Annotated in this window: 17 protein-coding genes and 1 pseudogene; 10 read left to right on the top strand and 8 right to left on the bottom strand. The window is 53.8% G+C overall.

The window, feature by feature from the left end; all coding sequences use genetic code 11:
• Together ACQGQ5_RS12710 and ACQGQ5_RS12705 are read right to left on the bottom strand one after the other, a co-directional pair.
• A pseudogene (locus ACQGQ5_RS12710) lies at positions 1–268 on the bottom strand (helix-turn-helix domain-containing protein); the annotation flags it as partial.
• Positions 269–398: 130 nt separating this feature from the next.
• Positions 399–1,280 carry a LysR family transcriptional regulator gene (locus ACQGQ5_RS12705; RefSeq protein ID WP_455736862.1) on the bottom strand — a complete coding sequence of 294 codons (882 nt, stop codon included), beginning with the start codon at positions 1,278–1,280 and terminating at the stop codon, positions 399–401.
• A gap of 207 nt (positions 1,281–1,487) precedes the next feature.
• Here ACQGQ5_RS12705 and ACQGQ5_RS12700 point away from each other — a divergent pair, with 207 nt between their 5' ends.
• From ACQGQ5_RS12700 to ACQGQ5_RS12675, 6 genes are all read left to right on the top strand, one after another.
• Positions 1,488–2,480 (top strand): YeiH family protein, encoded by a 993-nt coding sequence (locus tag ACQGQ5_RS12700; protein WP_455736861.1) that lies wholly within the window; start codon positions 1,488–1,490, stop codon positions 2,478–2,480.
• Positions 2,481–2,700: 220 nt separating this feature from the next.
• Positions 2,701–4,269 carry a permease gene (locus ACQGQ5_RS12695; RefSeq protein ID WP_455736860.1) on the top strand — a complete coding sequence of 523 codons (1,569 nt, stop codon included), beginning with the start codon at positions 2,701–2,703 and terminating at the stop codon, positions 4,267–4,269.
• A complete protein-coding gene (locus ACQGQ5_RS12690; RefSeq protein WP_455736859.1) occupies positions 4,269–5,090 on the top strand; it encodes a TIGR03943 family putative permease subunit in 822 nt (273 codons plus the stop codon). The genes ACQGQ5_RS12695 and ACQGQ5_RS12690 overlap by 1 nt, the downstream gene beginning before the upstream one ends.
• 37 nt (positions 5,091–5,127) lie before the next feature.
• Positions 5,128–6,153 carry a CobW family GTP-binding protein gene (locus tag ACQGQ5_RS12685; protein WP_455736858.1) on the top strand — a complete coding sequence of 342 codons (1,026 nt, stop codon included), beginning with the start codon at positions 5,128–5,130 and terminating at the stop codon, positions 6,151–6,153.
• Positions 6,154–6,283: 130 nt separating this feature from the next.
• Positions 6,284–6,760 (top strand): DUF134 domain-containing protein, encoded by a 477-nt coding sequence (locus tag ACQGQ5_RS12680; protein WP_455736865.1) that lies wholly within the window; start codon positions 6,284–6,286, stop codon positions 6,758–6,760.
• A 163-nt stretch (positions 6,761–6,923) separates the two neighbouring features.
• Positions 6,924–7,286 (top strand): NifB/NifX family molybdenum-iron cluster-binding protein, encoded by a 363-nt coding sequence (locus ACQGQ5_RS12675; RefSeq protein WP_455736857.1) that lies wholly within the window; start codon positions 6,924–6,926, stop codon positions 7,284–7,286.
• Positions 7,287–7,420: 134 nt separating this feature from the next.
• On the opposite strand, the gene ACQGQ5_RS12670 is transcribed toward ACQGQ5_RS12675, so the two are convergent.
• The 4 genes from ACQGQ5_RS12670 to ACQGQ5_RS12655 all read right to left on the bottom strand — a co-directional run bounded on the left by ACQGQ5_RS12670 (position 7,421) and on the right by ACQGQ5_RS12655 (position 11,998).
• Positions 7,421–7,651, bottom strand: coding sequence for an HPr family phosphocarrier protein (locus tag ACQGQ5_RS12670; protein WP_455736856.1), 231 nt, complete (start codon positions 7,649–7,651; stop codon positions 7,421–7,423).
• Between the two features lie 18 nt (positions 7,652–7,669).
• Positions 7,670–8,155, bottom strand: coding sequence for a methylglyoxal synthase (locus ACQGQ5_RS12665; RefSeq protein ID WP_455736855.1), 486 nt, complete (start codon positions 8,153–8,155; stop codon positions 7,670–7,672).
• A 194-nt stretch (positions 8,156–8,349) separates the two neighbouring features.
• Complete coding sequence (locus tag ACQGQ5_RS12660) at positions 8,350–10,899, bottom strand: PEP/pyruvate-binding domain-containing protein (protein ID WP_455736854.1); 2,550 nt, start codon at positions 10,897–10,899, stop codon at positions 8,350–8,352.
• 103 nt (positions 10,900–11,002) lie between these two features.
• Positions 11,003–11,998, bottom strand: coding sequence for a LacI family DNA-binding transcriptional regulator (locus ACQGQ5_RS12655; RefSeq protein ID WP_455736853.1), 996 nt, complete (start codon positions 11,996–11,998; stop codon positions 11,003–11,005).
• A 452-nt stretch (positions 11,999–12,450) separates the two neighbouring features.
• Between ACQGQ5_RS12655 and ACQGQ5_RS12650 the strand changes: the two genes are divergently transcribed.
• From ACQGQ5_RS12650 to ACQGQ5_RS12635, 4 genes are all read left to right on the top strand, one after another.
• The gene (locus tag ACQGQ5_RS12650; protein WP_455736852.1) at positions 12,451–13,782 is read left to right on the top strand and encodes a family 4 glycosyl hydrolase; all 1,332 of its coding nucleotides are present in this window, start codon (positions 12,451–12,453) and stop codon (positions 13,780–13,782) included.
• Positions 13,783–13,855: 73 nt separating this feature from the next.
• Positions 13,856–15,145, top strand: coding sequence for an extracellular solute-binding protein (locus tag ACQGQ5_RS12645; protein WP_455736851.1), 1,290 nt, complete (start codon positions 13,856–13,858; stop codon positions 15,143–15,145).
• A gap of 70 nt (positions 15,146–15,215) precedes the next feature.
• The gene (locus ACQGQ5_RS12640; protein WP_455736850.1) at positions 15,216–16,091 is read left to right on the top strand and encodes a carbohydrate ABC transporter permease; all 876 of its coding nucleotides are present in this window, start codon (positions 15,216–15,218) and stop codon (positions 16,089–16,091) included.
• A 1-nt stretch (position 16,092) separates the two neighbouring features.
• Positions 16,093–16,926: a carbohydrate ABC transporter permease gene (locus ACQGQ5_RS12635; RefSeq protein WP_455736849.1), complete on the top strand. Its 834-nt coding sequence runs from the start codon at positions 16,093–16,095 to the stop codon at positions 16,924–16,926.
• A gap of 137 nt (positions 16,927–17,063) precedes the next feature.
• On the opposite strand, the gene ACQGQ5_RS12630 is transcribed toward ACQGQ5_RS12635, so the two are convergent.
• Together ACQGQ5_RS12630 and ACQGQ5_RS12625 are read right to left on the bottom strand one after the other, a co-directional pair.
• Positions 17,064–18,032: an ROK family protein gene (locus ACQGQ5_RS12630; RefSeq protein ID WP_455736848.1), complete on the bottom strand. Its 969-nt coding sequence runs from the start codon at positions 18,030–18,032 to the stop codon at positions 17,064–17,066.
• A gap of 117 nt (positions 18,033–18,149) precedes the next feature.
• A complete protein-coding gene (locus tag ACQGQ5_RS12625) occupies positions 18,150–19,124 on the bottom strand; it encodes a substrate-binding domain-containing protein (protein WP_455736847.1) in 975 nt (324 codons plus the stop codon).
• Between the last annotated feature and the right edge of the window lie 27 nt (positions 19,125–19,151).

Genomic DNA, 19,151 nt, shown 5'->3' with positions numbered 1-19,151 from the left:
CGGCGTTTTCCAGCATATTGACCGCGAGGTCCCCTTCGCCCATATAGACATAGGCGCCGCGCCTGAACTCACATTCAAAGCGGCCCCTCCGACAGTGGTTGATCTCCATCATGCCGGGCTGGGGCGACGCGGACTGAAAGCAATGAAACGTGGAAAAATCATTCAAAACCAGGTCCACCCCCGGAAACAGGCTCAGGTCCGTCATGGTTCCCTCCCCGTCCTCATACCCGGCACGGTAAACCGTCCGGATGCCGCTCTGTGACTCCATGCTTGCCTCCGGACCAAACGGCCGTTTTGTTCTCGACACCATCGCACTCCCCCCGCTTTCAGAAACAATCTTATGACTCAGTTTTATGTTAGCATATGCTAACCTCAAATACAAGAATTTTCTGAAAGACCTATGATTCCGGCCCCTGCTCCAGCATCGACATAAAATCCTTCATGGCCTGTGTCAGATACTTGTTTTTATGATAAATCAGTTTAAATCGCCTCTGAAAGCGGATGCCCTTCACATCCCTGCGGCACAGCAGGCCCGATTTCACTTCATTTTGGACGGACCGGGCGGAGATGACGGAAACGCCCAGCCCCGCCGCCACGGCGTTTTTAATGGTATCCGCGTTGTTGCAGGTCCAGGCGGCTTCCCAGGAAAAGCCGTTTTCGGCCATTTTATCCTCAAAGGTTTTCCGGGTTCCGCTTCCTTTTTCCCTGATGATAAAATTTTCCGTCCCCAGCTCCCGCGGGTCGACCTCGCCGCAGGCGGCAAAACGGTGGCGGGGGGAACAGATCAGAACCAGCTCGTCGTCCATGAAGGCGCGGCTGACAATGTCCGAAGAAACGATTTCGCCCTCGACCAGCCCAAGGTCAACGGCGTCCTTCAGAATCAGGCCCTCTATTTTCGCCGTATTGTCCTCGACCACTTCCATCCTTACCGCCGGATTGACTCCCCGGAACCTTGAAACGGCTTCCGGCAGGACATGGGCGCCGACGGTGACGCTGGCGCCGAGCCGGACGGTTTCGCTGCGGCAAAGAGCCCTCATATCGTTTTCCGCTTCGTCGTTCATGCGTATCATATGGCGCGCATAGCCCAAAAGCTTCCGCCCGGCCTGCGTGAGATAAAGCTTTCTGGACAGCCGTTCAAAAAGCCGGACCCCGTAGTGGTCTTCCAGCTCCGCGATCGCCTGGCTCACCGCGGGCTGAGAGATAAAAAGCGTTTCCGCCGCTGTTGTCATATTCATGGTGTCGCAGACCGCGACAAAGATTTTAAAATGCCTTAACGTCATGTTTTCTCCTCCGCAGCATTTCCAGTTGACTCCGCAGCAAATCTGCGTTTCTCCCCCGCCCCGAAGGCGGGGGAGAAAGGTTTTTTATCCCGCAGACTGGAATGGAATTGCTGTCATCATAACCATTTTCTAATAATACTAATAAGATAATAATATTTTACTAATCGTCAGTCAAGGCGTATGATAAACGGCGAAGGAGAGAATGAAATGAAAACATTTGTCAACAAGCTGCCGGGCATTGCCCTGACGGCGGTGATCGCCATCCCCGCGTGGCTGATCGGAAAAATCATCCCCGTTGTGGGCAGCCCCGTTCTGGGTATCCTGTTCGGCATGCTGCTGGCTTTCTGGAAAAGGCCGCAGCAGTTCAACGACGGCATCGGCTACACTTCCAAAAAGCTGCTGCAGTACTCCATCATCCTGCTGGGCTTTGAAATGAACCTGTTCAACGTCTTTAAGGTCGGAAAGCAAACGCTCGTGTTAATGGCCTTTACCCTTACGGCGGCATTTCTGACCGCCTATTTTGCCGGTAAGCTTTTAAAACTGGACGGCAACACCAAAACGCTGATCGGGGTCGGCTCCGCCATCTGCGGCGGATCGGCGATCGCGGCGACCGCGCCCGTCATTCACGCGGACGACGACGAAGTCGCGCATTCCATTTCGACGATCTTTCTGTTCAACGTCATCGCCGCCTTCCTGTTTCCCTTTCTGGGACATGCTCTCGGCATGAGCGACCAGAGCTTTGGCCTTTGGGCGGGTACCGCGGTCAACGACACCTCCTCCGTTGTCGCCGCCGGGTACACATTCAGCAACGCGGCTGGCAATCTGGCGGTCATCGTCAAGCTGACCAGAACGCTGATGATCGTCCCCGTTACGCTTGTGCTGGCGGTCTATACCGGCAGAAAGGAAGCCGGAAACAGCAAGGGCGGCTACAGCATCACAAAAATTTTCCCATGGTTCGTGCTGGGATTCATTCTTGCCTCTGTCGCCAACACCTTTCTGCCCCTGCCCGCCGGGATGGGAAGCTTTTTATCGCAGGCGGGCAAATTCGTCATTGTGATGGCCATGGCGGCAATCGGGCTGAACACCAATCTGGTAAAGCTGGTAAAAAACGGCGGCAGGCCGATTCTGCTCGGCTTTCTCTGCTGGGCGGCCCTTTCGGTCACCTCCCTGGCGGTGCAGCATTTTATTCTTCGGGTATAAAACCGCCCCCGCACTCCGGCCGTCCGCGTCCGGCCGGGCGGCTTGACAAAACAGAAAACCGCTATTACAATAAGTCCATGTGTAAATGAAAATCATTTGCATATGGACTTTCTGTTTCCCGATATTTCGCGACCATATCATTCTGTGCGGAGGATTATATGATGATAAAAAAAGCACGCGGGCAGCTCCGCAAACAGAATTTCCGCGGAGGGCTCTGAAGATGACGAAAATTGAAATCATCTGCGGTTTTTTAGAAAGCGGCAAAACCACGCTGATCCAGAAGATACTGGAACAGGAATACTGCAAGGAGTACCGCCGGATCGTGATCCTCCAGTGCGAAGAAGGGCTGACGGAATTCCGCGCTTCCGCAATGGCAAACAAGGACGTTGTTCTGGCACAGATCGAACAGCCGGAAAAAATGCGGAAAAGACTGTTCAGCAAAATGAAGGAAGAGCTTGACCCCGACCTCATTTTAATCGAATACAACGGGACATGGCCGATCGAGCAGCTGCTGCGCGTGCGGCTGCCGGCGGATTACCGGATCGACCGGATTCTGTTCTGCGCCGAGGCCCCCACCTTTCCCCTCTATATGAAAAACACGGGAAGCATGATGGTGAACCAGCTGAGCAATGCGGACGCGGTCTTTTTTAACCGCTGCGGCGGGAATACCGACGCGCTGAAAGCGACGGTAAAAAGCTGCAACCGCACGGCGGAGCTTTGCTTTACGGAGGAAGCGGCGGAACAGTACGCCGCACGGGTCCTCAAACCCGAGGAAGTGCGGAAAGAAAGCAGCCTGCGCAAAAAAAAGCAAATCGGTACGGCGGCCGCGCTGGTCGCCCTGTATTTCCTTGCCATCCATTTCTTTCTGAACGCGCCTCCCTATATCAAAAGCGTCAACATGACCTTTATCGGCATTCTGATGCAGGCCGTACCGTTTTTGCTGGTCGGCTCCTTTGTTTCCGGACTTTTGCAGGTTTTTGTTTCGGACGATACCCTTGTGCGGATGTTTACCGGCCATCAATGGCTGGGGTACCCGCTGGCCGTGGTATCCGGCTTTTTCTTCCCCATCTGCGACTGCGGAATCGTCCCGATCGCCTCGCGGCTGACCCAGAAGGGAGTCCCTTTATCAAAGGCCATGGTCTTCATGCTGGCGGCCCCCGCCATGAACCCCATTACGATCCTGTCTACGATCTACGCGTTCCCGGGACAGCCGCAATACGCGCTGTACCGTGTCCTGCTGGGGACGGCGGTGGCGCTGCTCACGGGCCTGGTCCTGAATCTGACGCATGTCCAGACCGAAGACGTCTTTCTCTCTTCCTCCGCGGCCTGTTCCTGCTCCGTGGCGACGGTCAATGTACGGGGAAGCGGCGCGGCGGCAAAAGCCGAGTCGGTGCTACTGATTTCCGGCCAGGAATTTTTTACGATGGGAAAATATATCGTAGCCGGGGCTTTCGTATGCGCCGTGCTGCAGCAGGCGGTCCCCGTTTCCTGCTTCAGCAATACGGGGTCCCGGATCCTTCTTCCTCTGCTGCTGATGCTGCTGGCCGCCTTTTTTATGTCGGTCTGCTCCACGTCCAACGCGTTTATCGGCAGAAGCTTTCTGAATATTTTTCCTATGGCGGCGGTCATGGGCTTTATCGTAATGGGCCCCATGCTTGACCTTTCCAATTTATTGATGCTGGGCAGCAACTTCAAAAAGAGCTTTATCGTAAGATTGGCCTGTACTCTGCTGACGATCGCATACCCCGTCTTTTTACTGTTTTCCGTTTTCCTGACAGGAGGCAAATGATGAAACGAAAAGCGAATTCCGAACTGATCTTTCAGGCGCTGATCTGTATGGCGCTCTCCGTCCTGTTTGTCTTTGCGCTGATTTCGGGCAAGGCTTCCAACTATATCCATCCCCGGCTGTTCGGGTTTCTGTGGTTCGCCGCCGCCTTTCTGTTTTTGATCGGCGCCGTTATGCTGCGTTACTCAAAAACGCCGAAACACAATGCCCGGCCGCTCAAAAATATGATTCTGGTGATCCCCATCCTCACCGCGGTCCTGATCCCGGTGGGAGCGGTGCAGAGCCAGGCGATTTCCTTCGGGATTTCCGCCGGAAGCACGCCCAGCAGCGCCGCCGCGCAAAGCCCCGCTTCCTCCGCGCCGGACAAGGGGACCGTGATACCGGACACCACAGCCAGCAGGGACGATATTGGAATCGAGGTTTCCTCCCCTTCCTCCGGCGTGCCCGGAGAGGACGAAAACGGAGTCGTCACCGTCACCGACGAACAGTTCGCAAGCTGGTATCAGGACATCAATGAAAATATGAAAAAGTACGAGGGAAAAACCCTGAAGATGAAAGGGCAGGTTTTCCGCATGAACACGTTCGGAGCCAGCGAATTTGTCCCGGCACGCTACGCCATGGTTTGCTGTGCCGCCGATTTGCAGCCCTGCGGGGTTCTGTGCCGCAGCAGCGCGGCTTCCCAGTATCAGGACGGCGAATGGCTCTGGGTGACCGGAGAAATCAAGATTGAGAATTACCAGGGGCAGACGATGCCCGTCTGTTACGTGACCAAAATCGAAAAAGCGGAAAAGGCGAAGCAGGATTATATTTATTTCACCTACTGACGCCGCAAGAATCCCAAGAGAAAAGCGAGGAAACTCAATGAGTACAAAAATCGATATTATTTCGGGCTTTCTGGGTTCCGGAAAGACGACCCTGATCAAAAAACTGCTGAACGAAAAGCTGTCCTCGGAAAAAGTGGTCATTATCGAAAATGAATTCGGAGAGATCGGGATCGACGGGGGAATCCTGAAAAACACGGGAATCCAGATCAGAGAGATCAACGCCGGCTGTATTTGCTGCACCCTTTTGGGGAACTTCGACGCCGCTTTAAAGGATGTATTGAAAAAATACCACCCGGACAGGGTCATCATTGAGCCTTCCGGCGTCGGCAAGCTTTCCGACATTACAGAGGCCTGCAGAAAGGCCATCACTCAGTCGGACAGCGAAATTAATATACAGGCAGTAATTGTTGATCCGATAAAATACAAAATGTATATTAAAAACTTTTCGGAGTTTTTCAGCAATCAGATCGAATGCGCGAAAACAGTCATTCTGAGCCGGACCCAGAAGGTCGAAGCGGAAAAGCTGTCGGAGGTGGTGAAGGATATCAAAGCCCGCAATCCTGCCGCCAAAATCATGACGACCCCGTGGGAGGAGCTTTCCGCGGAGACCATCCTCGCCGCGGCGGAGCAGGAGGGCGCCGTTCCGCTGATTGAGCAGGAAGCCCCGCACAAACACGGCGGCCACTGCGGGGAGCATGAGCATGACCACCATGGGGAAGGACATGTGCACGGGGACCACTGTGAAGGCCATGAGCACGAGCACCATTGTGAAGGACATCACCACGCCGACGATGTGTTTGAGAACTGGGGTGTGGAAACGCCGCGTACCTTCTCCGAAAAGGAACTCCGGGAGATCCTGCGCACGCTCTCCGATTCCGAAAAATACGGCACGGTTCTGCGCGCAAAGGGGATTTTGCCCGTGGATGAAAAGGACTGGACACAGTTCGATTTCGTCCCGGAGGAGTTCGGGCTTCGTCCGATCGCCCCCGACTATACGGGCCGCCTGTGCGTGATCGGGGTAGGCCTCAACCGTCCGGCGCTGGCGGAGCTCTTCGGCGTCTGACAGCCCTTGCCCTGCCGGGTCCGATTGTTGTGGGATATTGACATCCGGCTCCCCTGACTGTAAACTGATGGAGAAGACGGACATGTTGTCAGGCAAGCCGGGGAATTTGCCCGGAAGGGAGCTGATCGTTTTGGCAAGACCAACCAAGTGGAGAAAAATTGAAAATATTCCTACCATCCCCTATTTCGTCCCCTCCGAAACAGAGGCCGCGGAAATCCCGGAAAACATCCTTAAGCTGGAGGAGCTGGAAGCCATCCGCCTGAAAGACCTGGAGGGGCTGGAACAGGGCGAATGCGCCGAAAAAATGGAGGTATCCCGCCCGACTTTTCAGCGTATCCTGCTTTCCGCAAGGGAAAAGATCGCGGACAGCCTGATTAACGGGAAAACCATCCATGTGGAGGGCGGAAACTTCACGCGCAATATCTGCCCGGTAAAATGCCGGAGCTGCGGCAAAGAGTGGATGGAAAGCTTTGAGAACCTCGCTCCGATCCGGAACGGCGATTACGCCTGCCCTTCCTGCGGTTCAAAGGAAGTTAGCTGCGGCAAAAGCTGCAAAGGGAAATTCTGCCGCAGAAACTGCTGCCGGTTCGGCGAAAACAACGGATAAGACACGATACAGGCCAAAGGAAATTTCCTTCGGCCTTCTTTTTTTGCGATTTGATCAATAGATGTTGACATATGCCCATAATCATATTATAATCAAATTATGGGCATAAGATCAAAAGCAAAAATTGAAACGACAGCTTTCAAAAAATCGGGAGGAACAAAAAATGAAAATTGCAGTTGCAAGCGACGACAAAGGCAGGCTGGTAACGGGGCATTTCGGCCACTGTGAAGGATTCGCACTCTTTGAAACGGAAAACCAACAGATCACGGATCGGGTATTTGTTCCGAATCCCGGTCATAAACCTGGTTTTCTGCCGAATTTCCTGAACGACCGCGGAGTAAAGGTCATCATTTCCGGCAGTATGGGCGACGGGGCGGCAGAGATTTTCAAAGAGAAAGGGATCGAAATCTTTACCGGAGTGACCGGTGAGACCGAAGCCGCGGTCGGCAGCTATTTAAATGGCACGCTGAAATCTTCCGGTTCGGTTTGCCATGAGCACCAGCACGCGGACGAATGCGGAGAATAACGCCTACCGAAAAAGAACAGTACCCGTTGAGGCTGAAAGGCCTTTTCGGGTACCGCTTTTTTTCCGGACGATTTCTGCCGGAAACGGCTGAAAGTATCTTCCGTATGTTTATGCCGTATGTTTATGCCGTCTTTTTATTCCTTTACGATAAAATCCTTGATTTTATCCAGAATCTTCCGATCGTCGGAATGAATATTCAGCTGAAGGGGCTTGGACAAATCGATGCTGAAAATCCCCATAATCGATTTGGCGTCCACAATATGCATTCCTTCAATGATTTCAAAATCCACTTCCTCGCTGCTGATGCTGGAAGTGAATTTTTTTACCTTCTCAACGCTGTCCAAAAGTATTTTTACAGTCATCATAATCTGATTTCTATCTCCTTACTGAATGGATTTTCCCTGGTTATTGGCCCTGTCGATCACCTTCTGCCGGAAATTGATGACCTGATGCTCGTATTCCTGATTCATCAGGCTGGAATTAATCAGAAAATCGGCGGTCGCCTTATTGTTTGCTATCGGAATATCGTACACCTGGGCGATCCTCAGCAGCGCCTTTACGTCGGGATCATGCGGCTGCGCTTCCAGAGGATCGGAAAAGAAGATCACAAAGTCGATATTTCCCTCCACGATTTTGGCGCCGATCTGCTGGTCGCCGCCAAGCGGTCCGCTGTTATAGCCCTTTACGGGAAGGCCTGTCCGGTCGGTCACCATCCTTGCCGTCGTCCCGGTGCCGCACAAAAAATGGTTTTTCAGAACATCCTGATTTTTCGCGCACCACTCAATCAGCTCCTGCTTTTTTCCGTCATGGGCGATCAGCGCGATTTTTTTCTGTTTTCCGATTGTAAAGGTAATAAACTCATTATCCATAAATCATTCTCCTGTCTTATTGTTTCCATCGGCTCTTCGCGTATCCTGAAATGATTTTTCTATTGTTCCTAAAGTCTCCGGATCAAGTCCCGATCGCCATTCGGCGATTTACCATATTATAGCAGATGGCCACAGGGAGTTCAAGGGAATCCGAATGCTCCGGAGCGGCGTGGAAAGCTGCAAACCTTCCGGAATCATCTGCACAAAAGGCGCTGTGTGAGGATATCGGAAAAGATTTCCATCCCGTCCGTTCGCACAATCCGGATCGCATCGCCAAACTGTCCGCTCTGGGGCAGAATGGACGAAAGGATATTTTCCTTCTCCAAAATCCGCTCCGGATGAAAAATCACATTTTTTTGGCCGTTAAAAATCGCCACATAAAAAATTCCCGTTTCGACAAGGTCCTGAAAGAAATGGCTGCCATAGGACAGCTCCGGCATCAGTCCCTCCGCGGGCGACGCTACCTCACAGATCACCGCCATGTTGCAGAGCTCTGAAAAATGCACGGGGACGCCCAAGGACGGCGTCGTCGTCCCCCAGCGCCCGGGGCCCATCAACAGGGCATTCTTCCCTTTCAGCGCGGTATTGATCATGCCGATCTGCCGTGCGGCCATATATTTATTCTGCTCACTCAGCTTCAGATACGCAGGCGCGTGTACATAAACGACATAATCGATGGGCAAATGCACGTTTCCGCCCATGAAATTTCCCTCGGAAGCGAAAAAGCAGTCCCGTTCATCCGTGAGCGCGGGAATTTCCACGGATTTTCCCAGCCCCCGCGTCTGCAGCGGCCGGCACTGCAGAAGGTTTACTTTAAAGGACCGGTCCGTTCTGAAATTTGCCGTAAATTCAATATCCACAGGATAGTCGTATACGTTCGACAGAAGCGCCAGCAGATCTTTCATAAAGCGGGGAAACTCCGTCGTTTTCAGCAGCTTTTCAAAGTGGAGGATATGCGGTATTTTTTTGTCGCCGTAGCCCAGCTCGCGCAGCCGCGCGGCCGCCCGGAAGTCCTGTCCGGCAAACAGCTCCCTGTCCGTATGGATATCATGCGACAAAATTTCTTCCAGCCCCTTGCCGGTCAAAGCGTTTTCCGGAAGGGAAAGGACGTCGACAAAGTGCTGGGAAAACTTCTGCTGATCTTCGTAATCCGTCGGCGGGGTGCGCAGGGGGTCGTCCAGACAGACAATCCTGACATAGTCGCCGACCGTTCTGTCCACCGCCCGGGTACCGAGCCCGAACACCAGACGGAGCATGCCGGCCTCCATGTCGACGCTTTTATCCCAAACATAAAGATTGGAGGAGTTCCCTACGCCGGCAAGATGCGGAAAAAAGTTTTCCCCGTGGTAATCCCCGGAAACGCGCTGGACCAGTATGGCCATCTGCTCATCCTTTTCGGAAAGGCCCCTGCCGATCCGGTAGGAAAGCGCGTCTTCGTTCATCGTGCTGGCGTAAACCGTGCGGATCGCCCGTTCAAAGGCTTCGTAGCGCTCTTCGGGAGTGCCCTGATTCACGCAGAAGATGCTGTCGTACTTTCCGGCGAACGCATTGCCGAAATTGTCCTCCAGCAGGGAGCTGGAACGCACGATAACGGGGGACTGGCCGAAATGCTCCAGCATCTGGAGGAACTGCTCCTGAATCGTTTCCGAAAACCTGCCGTGCAGAAGCCTTTCCTTCAATTCCGGGGCGTATTTGAAATAACCGCCTTCCGTTTTCTGCTTCATCCGCAGCTTCCACAGGCCGTTTTGAATAAGATAAGTATAAAAAAGATCGGAACCGAGGTAATAGGAGTCGTGGGATTCCAGAAGGGGAGCGAACCGGTTTCCGCCGTCCTTCTCCAGTATTTTCCGGGCAAGCAGCATACCGACGCTTTTGCCGCCGATAAACCCTGTCCCAACCTCCCGGGCATAGATCATCAGGATATCGTTCAGGGTAAAATAGCGGTCGCACAGCTCGAACATTCTGGATTTTTCCCCGATCAGCATGGACATCAGGTCCCTTTTGACCGCTTCCTGCCGCTCCGGAGCAAGGCGGACGGCCTCTTTCGCCCGGCTGAAGATCACGTCCCAGTAGTCAAGCCGCTCTTCCCCGCGGCTGATCCCGGAAAAAAGCTCGGCGGCGTCCGCGCTGGACGTGATGGAGACCGCCTCCCCCTCCTGGATCAGATGGGGAAAAAACATGGTGGGGGAATAGCGTTTGAGCACCTTGAGCGGATGGATATAAAATTTTCCGCCGACCTGATACAGGTCGAGCAGAAGCTGCGTCGTCTCACGGATTCCGGCAATGGTACCGTAGGTGTGGATATTGCGCCTAATCGCGAAATAGGCGACCGTGTCCAGCTCGTACAGGAACGGGCAGGTCACTTTAAAGAAGTTTTCGATCATCAGGTCGGAATGCCAGTATTCCAGCAAATCGGTCAGGCAGTCAAAAACATAGAAGGCTTTTCTTCCCTCCCGCTTTATCAGGCCGTATACTTCCGCGACAAAGCTTTCAAAACCTTTTTTCGCCTCGATCCGATAGAGTCTGATGTCCGGGCTGTCCCGCAGAATCGGTTCGTGTCCGGCAAAACGGACGTAGATCAGCTTTCTGTGATCCCGCTTTGCCTGCGCGGCAAACGGCTCCGCCATTTTCCGATAATCGGCCGCGGTATCCGCCTGCCAGACCACGTTGTCCCCCAGCCTGAGGCTGTCGATCACCCGGTCAAAGCCGCCCAGCCCGGTGCTTACCCGTTCATGTATGTTCATGCCGCACCTCCGTTCTGCCGATTCCGAAAACAATTTTTTCTTATTATAACACAAACGATGCCACATTTTCGCGGCATCGTCTTTTATTATGTTATGATCGCATTCAGGTGGAGGACCGGATCACCAGCTCCGTCGGAAACACAATGTTCCGGACCATGCCGGTATCTCCGCAGATGCGGCTGTACAAAACGTCCGCCGTCGTTTTCCCCATCTCCTGAACGGGTACGGAAACAGTCGTAAGTCCGGGGAAAGTATAGGAGGAGATGGAGTCGTTGTTGAAACCGATCACCGCGACGTCCTCCGGAACGGTAAGCCCCATTTCCTTGATCAGGGGAAGCACGGCGGACGCCAGCGTATCGTTTCCGACAAAGATCGCGTCGGGGCGGTCTTCCGCGGGCAGCGATAAAAGCCCGCGGACATCGTTCAGGCAAACGCCGATGTCCCATTTGCAGTCGAGCATCCGCTCCGGGCGGTATTCCAGCCCGGCAAGCTCCAACGTGGAACGGATGGCGATCTGCCGCTTGTCGCTGCGGAAATCCTTCAGGTTGGCGCCGCCGACATAGGCTATTTTCCGGTATCCCCGGTCGATCAGATGGCGGACAGCCTGAACGGACGCATTGAACAGGTCGAAGCCGATATTGTCCAGACCGCCGTACGCCGTGTCGCAGCCCACCACATACCTGACGCGGCTGCAGACGTAGCGGAAGGCGTCCTCGGGAAGGTCGTCCATGATGACCAGCCCGTCCAGATCCCGCCCGAAGGTGAGATCCAGCTTCTGGGGATCGCTCAGCTCGCTGTAGTTGCGCACTGTGGTGATGATGCAGTTATGCTCCAGCAGCCTGCTTTCCAGCGCCGATAAAATGGAGGAAAAATACGGGTCGGCGTATTTTTCCGCGGTCATGGACAAAATACAGCAGATATTTTTGGCCTGCACCTTCGGCGTTCGCCGTTTATAAGAATAATTGAGAGCTTCGGCGGCGTCCTTCACCCGTTTTCGCGTCTTTTCGGTCGCCTTATAATTCGCGTCCCCGGACAAAATTCGCGATACCGTTGCGATGGACACATCCGCATATTTTGCCACATCCCTGATTGTCGACATCATGTTCCTCCTATCAATGCGCAGTTGTTTGCCAAACAAATTATAAACATTCGCCAATAAAATGTCAATCCAAACCAAAAAAGCCGAAAAAGGAAAGTTATCCTTCGGTAAATTTTCCATAGGAGAGATTATTTTGCAATATTGGCGGCCGAATGAGGACAAATTAAAAGCAGGAGAATCTGAAAATCACAGCTCTTGAGCATTGTTTACTAAACTTATAATTTATTTTCCTAAAATATCACCGCAAATTTTCAGAAAAATCCTTGTGATATTTCACAGAGCTAAGATATATTTATTAAAATTAATCACAAAAATACATTTCAATAAGATATTTTTGACAAATATGATTTACAAATTGATTCTTCAATGCTACAATACTTTCAGGTTGTTAAGAAAACAAATTATTGTTTCACTAATCTATTCATTTACAACCGCGGATAGGAGTATGTAATATGTCAAAAAAATTTGCTTTCATCGGTTCGGGATCCCTGGAATTTACAAGAGACCTGGTTCGTGATATCCTTACCTTTGACGATTTTCGGGACTGTGAAATCGCGTTGACGGACATCGATTCCAAAAGGCTTTCCTATTCCAGAAAGGCAGTGGAAAAAATAATTGAAAAAGGCAGCTACCCCGCGAAGGTATCGGCGGCTTTGGACCGCCGCGAAGCCCTGAAGGGCGCGGACGGCGTCCTGATTACCATTCTGCAGGGCGGCGTCGACGTATGGCGCCACGATATTGAAATCCCCGCAAAATACGGGGTCGACATCTGTGTCGGCGATACGAGAGGACCGTCCGGTATTTTCCGGTTTTTAAGGACCGCGCCCGTTATGCTGGAGATCATCCGCGACGTGGAAGCTCTGTGCCCGGACGCAATCGTCCTGAACTATACAAACCCCATGGCGCTTCTGTGCGGATACCTGCAGCGCCAGACCAAGGTCAACGTGACCGGCCTGTGCCACAGCGTACAGGGAACCGCGGAAATGCTCGCCGGCTTTATCGGCGCGAAGCCGGAGGAACTGACCTACACCTGCGCCGGGATCAACCATCAGGCGTTTTACCTGAAGATGGACTGGAAGGGACAGGACGCGCTGCCGCTGCTGAAAAAAGCGGTGCTGGAAAAGCCGGAGGTCGCGGCGGAAGAACCGGTCCGGTCCGAAATGTTCCTCAATCTGGGCTATTATCCGACGGAGTCGTCCGGGCACAATTCCGAGTACAACGCCTGGTTCCGCAAACGTCCGGATTTAATCGAAAAATACTGCACGCACGGCACGGGCTGGAACCCGGGCGCCCACGCCTACATATTGGATGAGTATCTGAAAAGGGAAAGCTCCTGGGAAAGCGAATTCCGGAAGATGCTGGAAGAAGAGGAGTTCGATCTCAGGAAGGGCGACGAATACGCTTCCGATATTTTCAACGCCGTTTTCGGCGACCACACTCCGTTCGAGTTTAACGGCAACCTCAGGAATTTCGGCCTGATCGACAATCTGCCCGCCGGGGCCTGCGTGGAAGTACCCGTGCTGGCCTCCCGCGCGGGAATCCGTCCGTTCCACGTCGGCAATCTGCCCGACAACCTCGCGATTCTGGTCAACACCTCTTCCCGCTGCGAGGAACTGGCGATCGACGGCGCGATCGAAGGGGACCCGTGGAAGATTTTCCAGGCGGTTCTGTTCGATCCTCTCACCTCCGCCGTGCTCTCCATGGCGGAAACCAGACAGATGGTGCAGGAAATGCTGGATAAAAACAAGGAATACCTGACCTATTTCAAGTCGCTCGCCATTTGAATCGATTTATTTTGGCTCACCCTGCTTGCGCAGCAGGTAAGATACAATCAAATTCAGACAATGGAGGATTGAAATGAAAAAGTTTACATCTTGTGTACTTGCCGTCGCTCTGGCAGCTTCCCTGCTGACCGGGTGCGGTGCACCCGCTGCAAACTCCGATTCCTCGGCCGCGGACAAATCGGGCGCCGCCACGATTACCCTGTGGTCCCATATCGACGAGAACTGGAACCCTGCTCAGGACAAAATGATCGCGGATTTTGAAGCGGCGAATCCCGACATTAAAGTGGTACGCGAATCTTTTCCCTATGACGAGTTTGAATCCAAGACGCAGACCTCCCTTTTAAGCAAGGAGGGCGGCGCGGACGTCTATCAGCTGTGGGGCGGCTGGGCGATCGATTACGCCAAAACCGGGGCCTTCTCTCCCGTGCCGGATACATACATGGAGAAGGTCAAGTCGGACAGCTACGAGCCTGTCATCGGGTCCTTCGGCTACAACGGAAAGTACTACGGCGTTCCGCTGGAGTTTAACATCGAATACGGCGGGCTTCTGGTCAACACCCCGAAATTCAAGGAGCTGGGCATTCAGTACCCCGCCACATGGGACGACATGATCAACATCGCCAAGAAGAATTCCTCCTCCGACGGCGCGGTGTATCAACTTCGCGGACTGGATTTCGTTGGATGGGATACGCTTCCCTACACCTGGCTGTCCATGATTCTTTCCTCCGGCGGCAAATACATGGAAGGCGACAAGTTCAACTTCAACAATCCCGTCGGCGTCGAAACCATGCAGAAGCTGGTGGACTATGTTGCCGTTGATAAGATCACAAACCTCGACGGACTGACCAACGCCAGCGACACGGAGCCTTACCAGAAGCTTTTCACCAGCGACGAGGAGCTGATGGTTCCCCGCGGACCGTGGACGGTCCCGGAGGGCATCCATGTCGACGGCCTGGAGTACGGAAAGGATTTCGAGTACGTTGCAATGCCGTTCTACGGCCCGCAGAAGCTGTTTGCGGCGGAAACCGGCTGGGGGCTGGCGGTCAACGCTTCCTCGAAAAATCAGGAAGCGGCATGGAAATTCGTTGAATTCTGGACCGATCCCGACAGAGTGCTGGATTACAACATCGCCTGCGGCATGGTGCCCGCATCCAAAACCGCGGCCCACAACCCGGAGCTGCTGAAGGCGATGCCCTATCTGGAGCCGCTGGTAAACATTCTGGACGGCGGCAGGTTCATCGGTTATTTCAACACGGATAAGCTGAAAGAAAATGTAAAGGACATCTTTATTGATATCGTGAACAACAAGACCCCTGTGGCGAAAGCGCTTGAAAAACTCGACAGCACAATGAACGCGGAATAATTGCGCATGAAAATACGGCGGGCTTTTGATAAAGGGAAGAGCCCGCCGTCGCTCTAAGGAGGATCGACCCGTGAAAAACAACCGTTTTGTCTATTTTGTGCTGCTGCCGATTTTTCTTTTATTGGCAGTCTTCTTCGTACTGCCCATTGCAGGCGGCCTTGCGATTTCTTTTTTCGATTACAACCCGCTCAGAACCGTCAACCATTTTATCGGATTTGAAAATTTCGGTAAGCTGATGTCGGATAAAATCTTCCTGAAATCCACCACAAACACGCTTGTATTTGTCGGCGTTACCGTTACTCTGAATATATTCATCACCCTCGTGCTCGCGCAGCTGATCAGTATGCTGCCCTGGTCGAAATTGCGGGGCTTTTTCCGGGTGGTCTTCTTCATGCCGTGCGTGGCGCCCCTGATCGCCTCCAGCGTGGTGTGGGGCGGGCTCTACGCCACCAAGTACGGCCTGATCAACAATCTGCTCAAAACCTTCTTCGGGATCTCCCCGGTAAACTGGCTGGGAACCGCAAGCCACGTGATGCCCGCCATCATTATTTTCACGCTTTGGGCCGATATCGGCTACAATATCATCCTGTTTTCCGCCGGTATGGACGGAATCCCGACGGATTTCTATGAGGCGGCCGAAATCGACGGCGCCGGCATGGTGAAAAAGTTCTTCTATATCACCCTGCCGCTTCTGGGAAGAACCGTCAGCTTCGTCGTGTCCATGACGATTATCTCCCATTTCCAGATGTTCGCGCAGTTCCAGGTTCTTGCAAAGCTGGGCGGCCCGGAAAACTCGGGAAACGTTCTTACCTATTACATCTACAAAACCGCTTTCCAGACCAAGGATATGGGCTACGCGTCCGCAATCGCGGTCGTTCTCTTCGTTCTCATCATGATCGTCACAATCATTCAGCAGCGGCTCAACCGCGTGGAATGGGGGTATTAAGATGGCAAGCAACTCCAGAAAATATTACAAGCTGTATGCTGTAATCGCCGTCATCCTGATGGTTTTCGCCCTGCTCATTATCGCGCCCTATATCTGGATGATGCTCACTTCCTTTAAGAGCACCCGAGAGGTTCTGTACAACCCCGGAAAAGTCATGCCGATCAAATGGACGCTTTCCGGCTACCTCACCGTTCTGACAAAATCGCCGTTCTTCAGCTGGTTCAAAAACAGTGTGATCGTGTCCGTCACCGTCACGGCGGCGGTCATCTTTACAAGCACGATCACCGGCTATGTGTTTTCCAAATACCGGTTCAAAGGGAAAAACTTTCTTTTCTGGCTGGTGCTGGGCACCATGATGGTTCCCAGCCAGATCACCATGATCCCCCGCTTCCTGATCATCAATCAGGTCGGCCTGTACAACAGCCTGCAGGCGCTGATCATTCCGGCGCTCGTGTCCGGGTTCGGGATTTACCTTTGCCGGCAGTTCTGCGACGAAATCCCGGACAGTCTTTGCGAAGCCGCGAAGCTGGACGGCGCGGGGGATTTCCGAATCTACGCCAGCATCATCCTGCCGCAGCTGCGGCCCTGCATCGCAGCGCTGGCGATTTTCACCTTCCTGGATATCTGGAACGATTACCTGAATCCTCTGATCATGCTCTCCACACTGAAGAGCATGACGCTTCCTCTGGCGCTGACCTATTTCTCCGACGCGCATTCGACCGATATCAGCGCCGTCATGGCGGCCTCCGCGCTGATTATGCTCCCGGTGACCATCCTTCTGCTCTGCTTCCAGAAGCAGTTCATCAAGGGCGTTGCGATCTCTGGCATGAAATAAATCGGAACTCCCGGAACAACCGGGAGTTTTTGTATTACAGAATAAAAAGGCCGATAAAGCAATCCGGGAAGGAAAGCTTTATCGGTCTCATTGCCAAAAAGACACGCCGGCAGACAGCCGTTTTTTACAAAATTCCGTTACAGAAGCGCGGCGCCGATCACGCCGGCGTCGTTCCCGAGAGCGGCTTTCAGCACCGCGGGCGCTTCCACCAGCTCCCCGCCAAAGCAGAACCGACGGACAAACGCGTTGATGGGATCGAGCAGACGCGCCCCTTCGTTGCAGATTCCGCCGCCGAGGATGACACACTCCGGGCGGAAAATGTTGACAAAATCGACGATTCCCTCGCTGAGAAAGGAAATGTAGCTGTCCACCACCTTCCGCCCCGTTTCGTCGCCCTGTCTCTCCGCTTCAAAGGAGGTGCGGCCGCTGATACGCTCCGGATCCCCTTTGCACAGCTTCCAGATCAGCGACTCCGGGTGTTCCCGCGCGGCGCGCTTCGTCTGCCGGATCAGCGCGGTGGCCGACGCATACGCTTCCAGACATCCGCGCCGCCCGCAGGTACAGAGCTCCCCGTCCTTGACAAGAACCGTATGCCCCAGCTCCGCGCCCGCGGAATGGCAGCCGGAGAATATTTTGCCGTCCAGCACCACGCCGCCGCCGACGCCGGTCCCCAGCGTGATCAGGACGGCGTTTTTGCAGCCCTTTGCCGCGCCCGCCGCAACCTCTCCCAGCGCCGCACAGTTCGCATCATTACTGAGACGGCAGGGCAGGTCGATCCATTTTTGCAGGGCGGAGGTCAAAGGGACGCCCTTCCAGCCAAGATTGTTCGAGTACAGCACCGTACCCGTTTCGGAATCGCAGATGCCCGGGCTGCCGATCCCGACGGAACAGCACTGTTCCACGGGAACCCCGGCATCCCGCAGGGCCTTTCTTACGGCTTTCGCCATGTCCTCCACGATTTGCTCATAAGGACGGTCCGCCCCCGTCGGGGTGGAGTATTTGGCGACAATGTGAAAATCCTCATCCACCACCCCCACCGCGATATTGGTTCCGCCAAGGTCGATCCCGACCCGATAAACGGGCGGTAATGATTCCGTTCCTTCCATATCGTAATCCCCCTTTTTAAGAAACAGCCCGGCCTGTGTTCCACAGCATCACACGGGCGTCCATACAGAAACAGGGCCACTGGCAAACAGCGGCCCTGTTTCGCATTTTGAAAGCTCTTATTTGATCGTATCCTTGTTCAGTATGGAAACGCCGGTGTCAACGGAGGTTTTTTCAATGGTTTCGCCTTTGACCGCTTTCACGGCGGCCTTCATGCCCTCGTAACCCATGACGTCCGGATTCTGAGCCATTGTGCAGAGCAGGGAACCGTCTTTGATCAGAGAGAAAATGGAGTCGGACTTATCAAAGCCAACGCCGACGATATCTTTCTTGCCGGAGCCCTTGATGGCGTTGCCGGCGCCGACGGTGCTGCCTTCGTTACAGCCGAAGATACCGACCGCGCCCTCTGTTATGTAGTTATCTGCGATATCCTGTGATTTTGTCGCGTCGCCTTCGCCGTACTGGGTCTGGAGCAGGGTGTAGCCCTTGCCCTCGAACGCCGCGCGGAAGCCCTTTTCACGCGCTACAGTGGAAGCCGTGGCGGAGTTGACATTGACGATACCGATTTTTCCGTCTTTCTTTCCGGCCGCTTCCAGCGCTTTGAGCATTTCCTCGCCCGCCGTCTTACCGGCTGCTTCGTTGTCCGTCGCGAAGGTGGCGATGCCTTCGGTCTTTGCCGGGGAGTCCACATAGATGATTTTAATCCCCTTTGCCTTTGCGTCCTCCAGAGAAGCGGAGATAGCGTCCGGTCCGTTGGCGGCGATCATGATCGCGTCCGCGCCGTCGGCGATCGCATTGTTGACACGCTCGATCTGCTGCGCGTCATCCTTCTTGTCCGGAGCCATCCATTTGTATTCGACGCCGCCGAGCTCGCCGACCGCCTTCTGCGCGCCCTTGTCGACAGAAACCCAGTGCTGGTCCAGACTGTCCATGGTAATCAAAATGACTTTGATCTTTTTGTCCGCCGCAGAGCCCGCATCCCCCGCAGAAGCGTTGTTCCCCGCTGACGCCGGGTTGGCCGCCTGGCCGCAGCCGGCGAATGCGGTGACTGCCATCGCCGCGCAAAGTAGAATCGCCAAGATCTTCTTTTTCATTACATTAAGCCTCCCTAATTTTTTATC

The sequence above is a fragment of the Caproiciproducens sp. genome (assembly GCF_053840905.1).
Note: the sequence above shows the minus strand (reverse complement) of the source record. Positions and strands in the feature narration are given on the sequence as shown.

What these genes read in the sequence shown, in the direction of transcription:
- ACQGQ5_RS12705 (WP_455736862.1), bottom strand. Translation starts at nt 1,280, where the DNA reads ATGACGTTAAGGCATTTTAAAATCTTTGTCGCGGTCTGCGACACCATG.
- ACQGQ5_RS12700 (WP_455736861.1), top strand. Translation starts at nt 1,488, where the DNA reads ATGAAAACATTTGTCAACAAGCTGCCGGGCATTGCCCTGACGGCGGTG.
- ACQGQ5_RS12695 (WP_455736860.1), top strand. Translation starts at nt 2,701, where the DNA reads ATGACGAAAATTGAAATCATCTGCGGTTTTTTAGAAAGCGGCAAAACC.
- ACQGQ5_RS12690 (WP_455736859.1), top strand. Translation starts at nt 4,269, where the DNA reads ATGAAACGAAAAGCGAATTCCGAACTGATCTTTCAGGCGCTGATCTGT.
- ACQGQ5_RS12685 (WP_455736858.1), top strand. Translation starts at nt 5,128, where the DNA reads ATGAGTACAAAAATCGATATTATTTCGGGCTTTCTGGGTTCCGGAAAG.
- ACQGQ5_RS12675 (WP_455736857.1), top strand. Translation starts at nt 6,924, where the DNA reads ATGAAAATTGCAGTTGCAAGCGACGACAAAGGCAGGCTGGTAACGGGG.
- ACQGQ5_RS12670 (WP_455736856.1), bottom strand. Translation starts at nt 7,651, where the DNA reads ATGATGACTGTAAAAATACTTTTGGACAGCGTTGAGAAGGTAAAAAAA.
- ACQGQ5_RS12665 (WP_455736855.1), bottom strand. Translation starts at nt 8,155, where the DNA reads ATGGATAATGAGTTTATTACCTTTACAATCGGAAAACAGAAAAAAATC.
- ACQGQ5_RS12660 (WP_455736854.1), bottom strand. Translation starts at nt 10,899, where the DNA reads ATGAACATACATGAACGGGTAAGCACCGGGCTGGGCGGCTTTGACCGG.
- ACQGQ5_RS12655 (WP_455736853.1), bottom strand. Translation starts at nt 11,998, where the DNA reads ATGTCGACAATCAGGGATGTGGCAAAATATGCGGATGTGTCCATCGCA.
- ACQGQ5_RS12650 (WP_455736852.1), top strand. Translation starts at nt 12,451, where the DNA reads ATGTCAAAAAAATTTGCTTTCATCGGTTCGGGATCCCTGGAATTTACA.
- ACQGQ5_RS12645 (WP_455736851.1), top strand. Translation starts at nt 13,856, where the DNA reads ATGAAAAAGTTTACATCTTGTGTACTTGCCGTCGCTCTGGCAGCTTCC.
- ACQGQ5_RS12635 (WP_455736849.1), top strand. Translation starts at nt 16,093, where the DNA reads ATGGCAAGCAACTCCAGAAAATATTACAAGCTGTATGCTGTAATCGCC.
- ACQGQ5_RS12630 (WP_455736848.1), bottom strand. Translation starts at nt 18,032, where the DNA reads ATGGAAGGAACGGAATCATTACCGCCCGTTTATCGGGTCGGGATCGAC.
- ACQGQ5_RS12625 (WP_455736847.1), bottom strand. Translation starts at nt 19,124, where the DNA reads ATGAAAAAGAAGATCTTGGCGATTCTACTTTGCGCGGCGATGGCAGTC.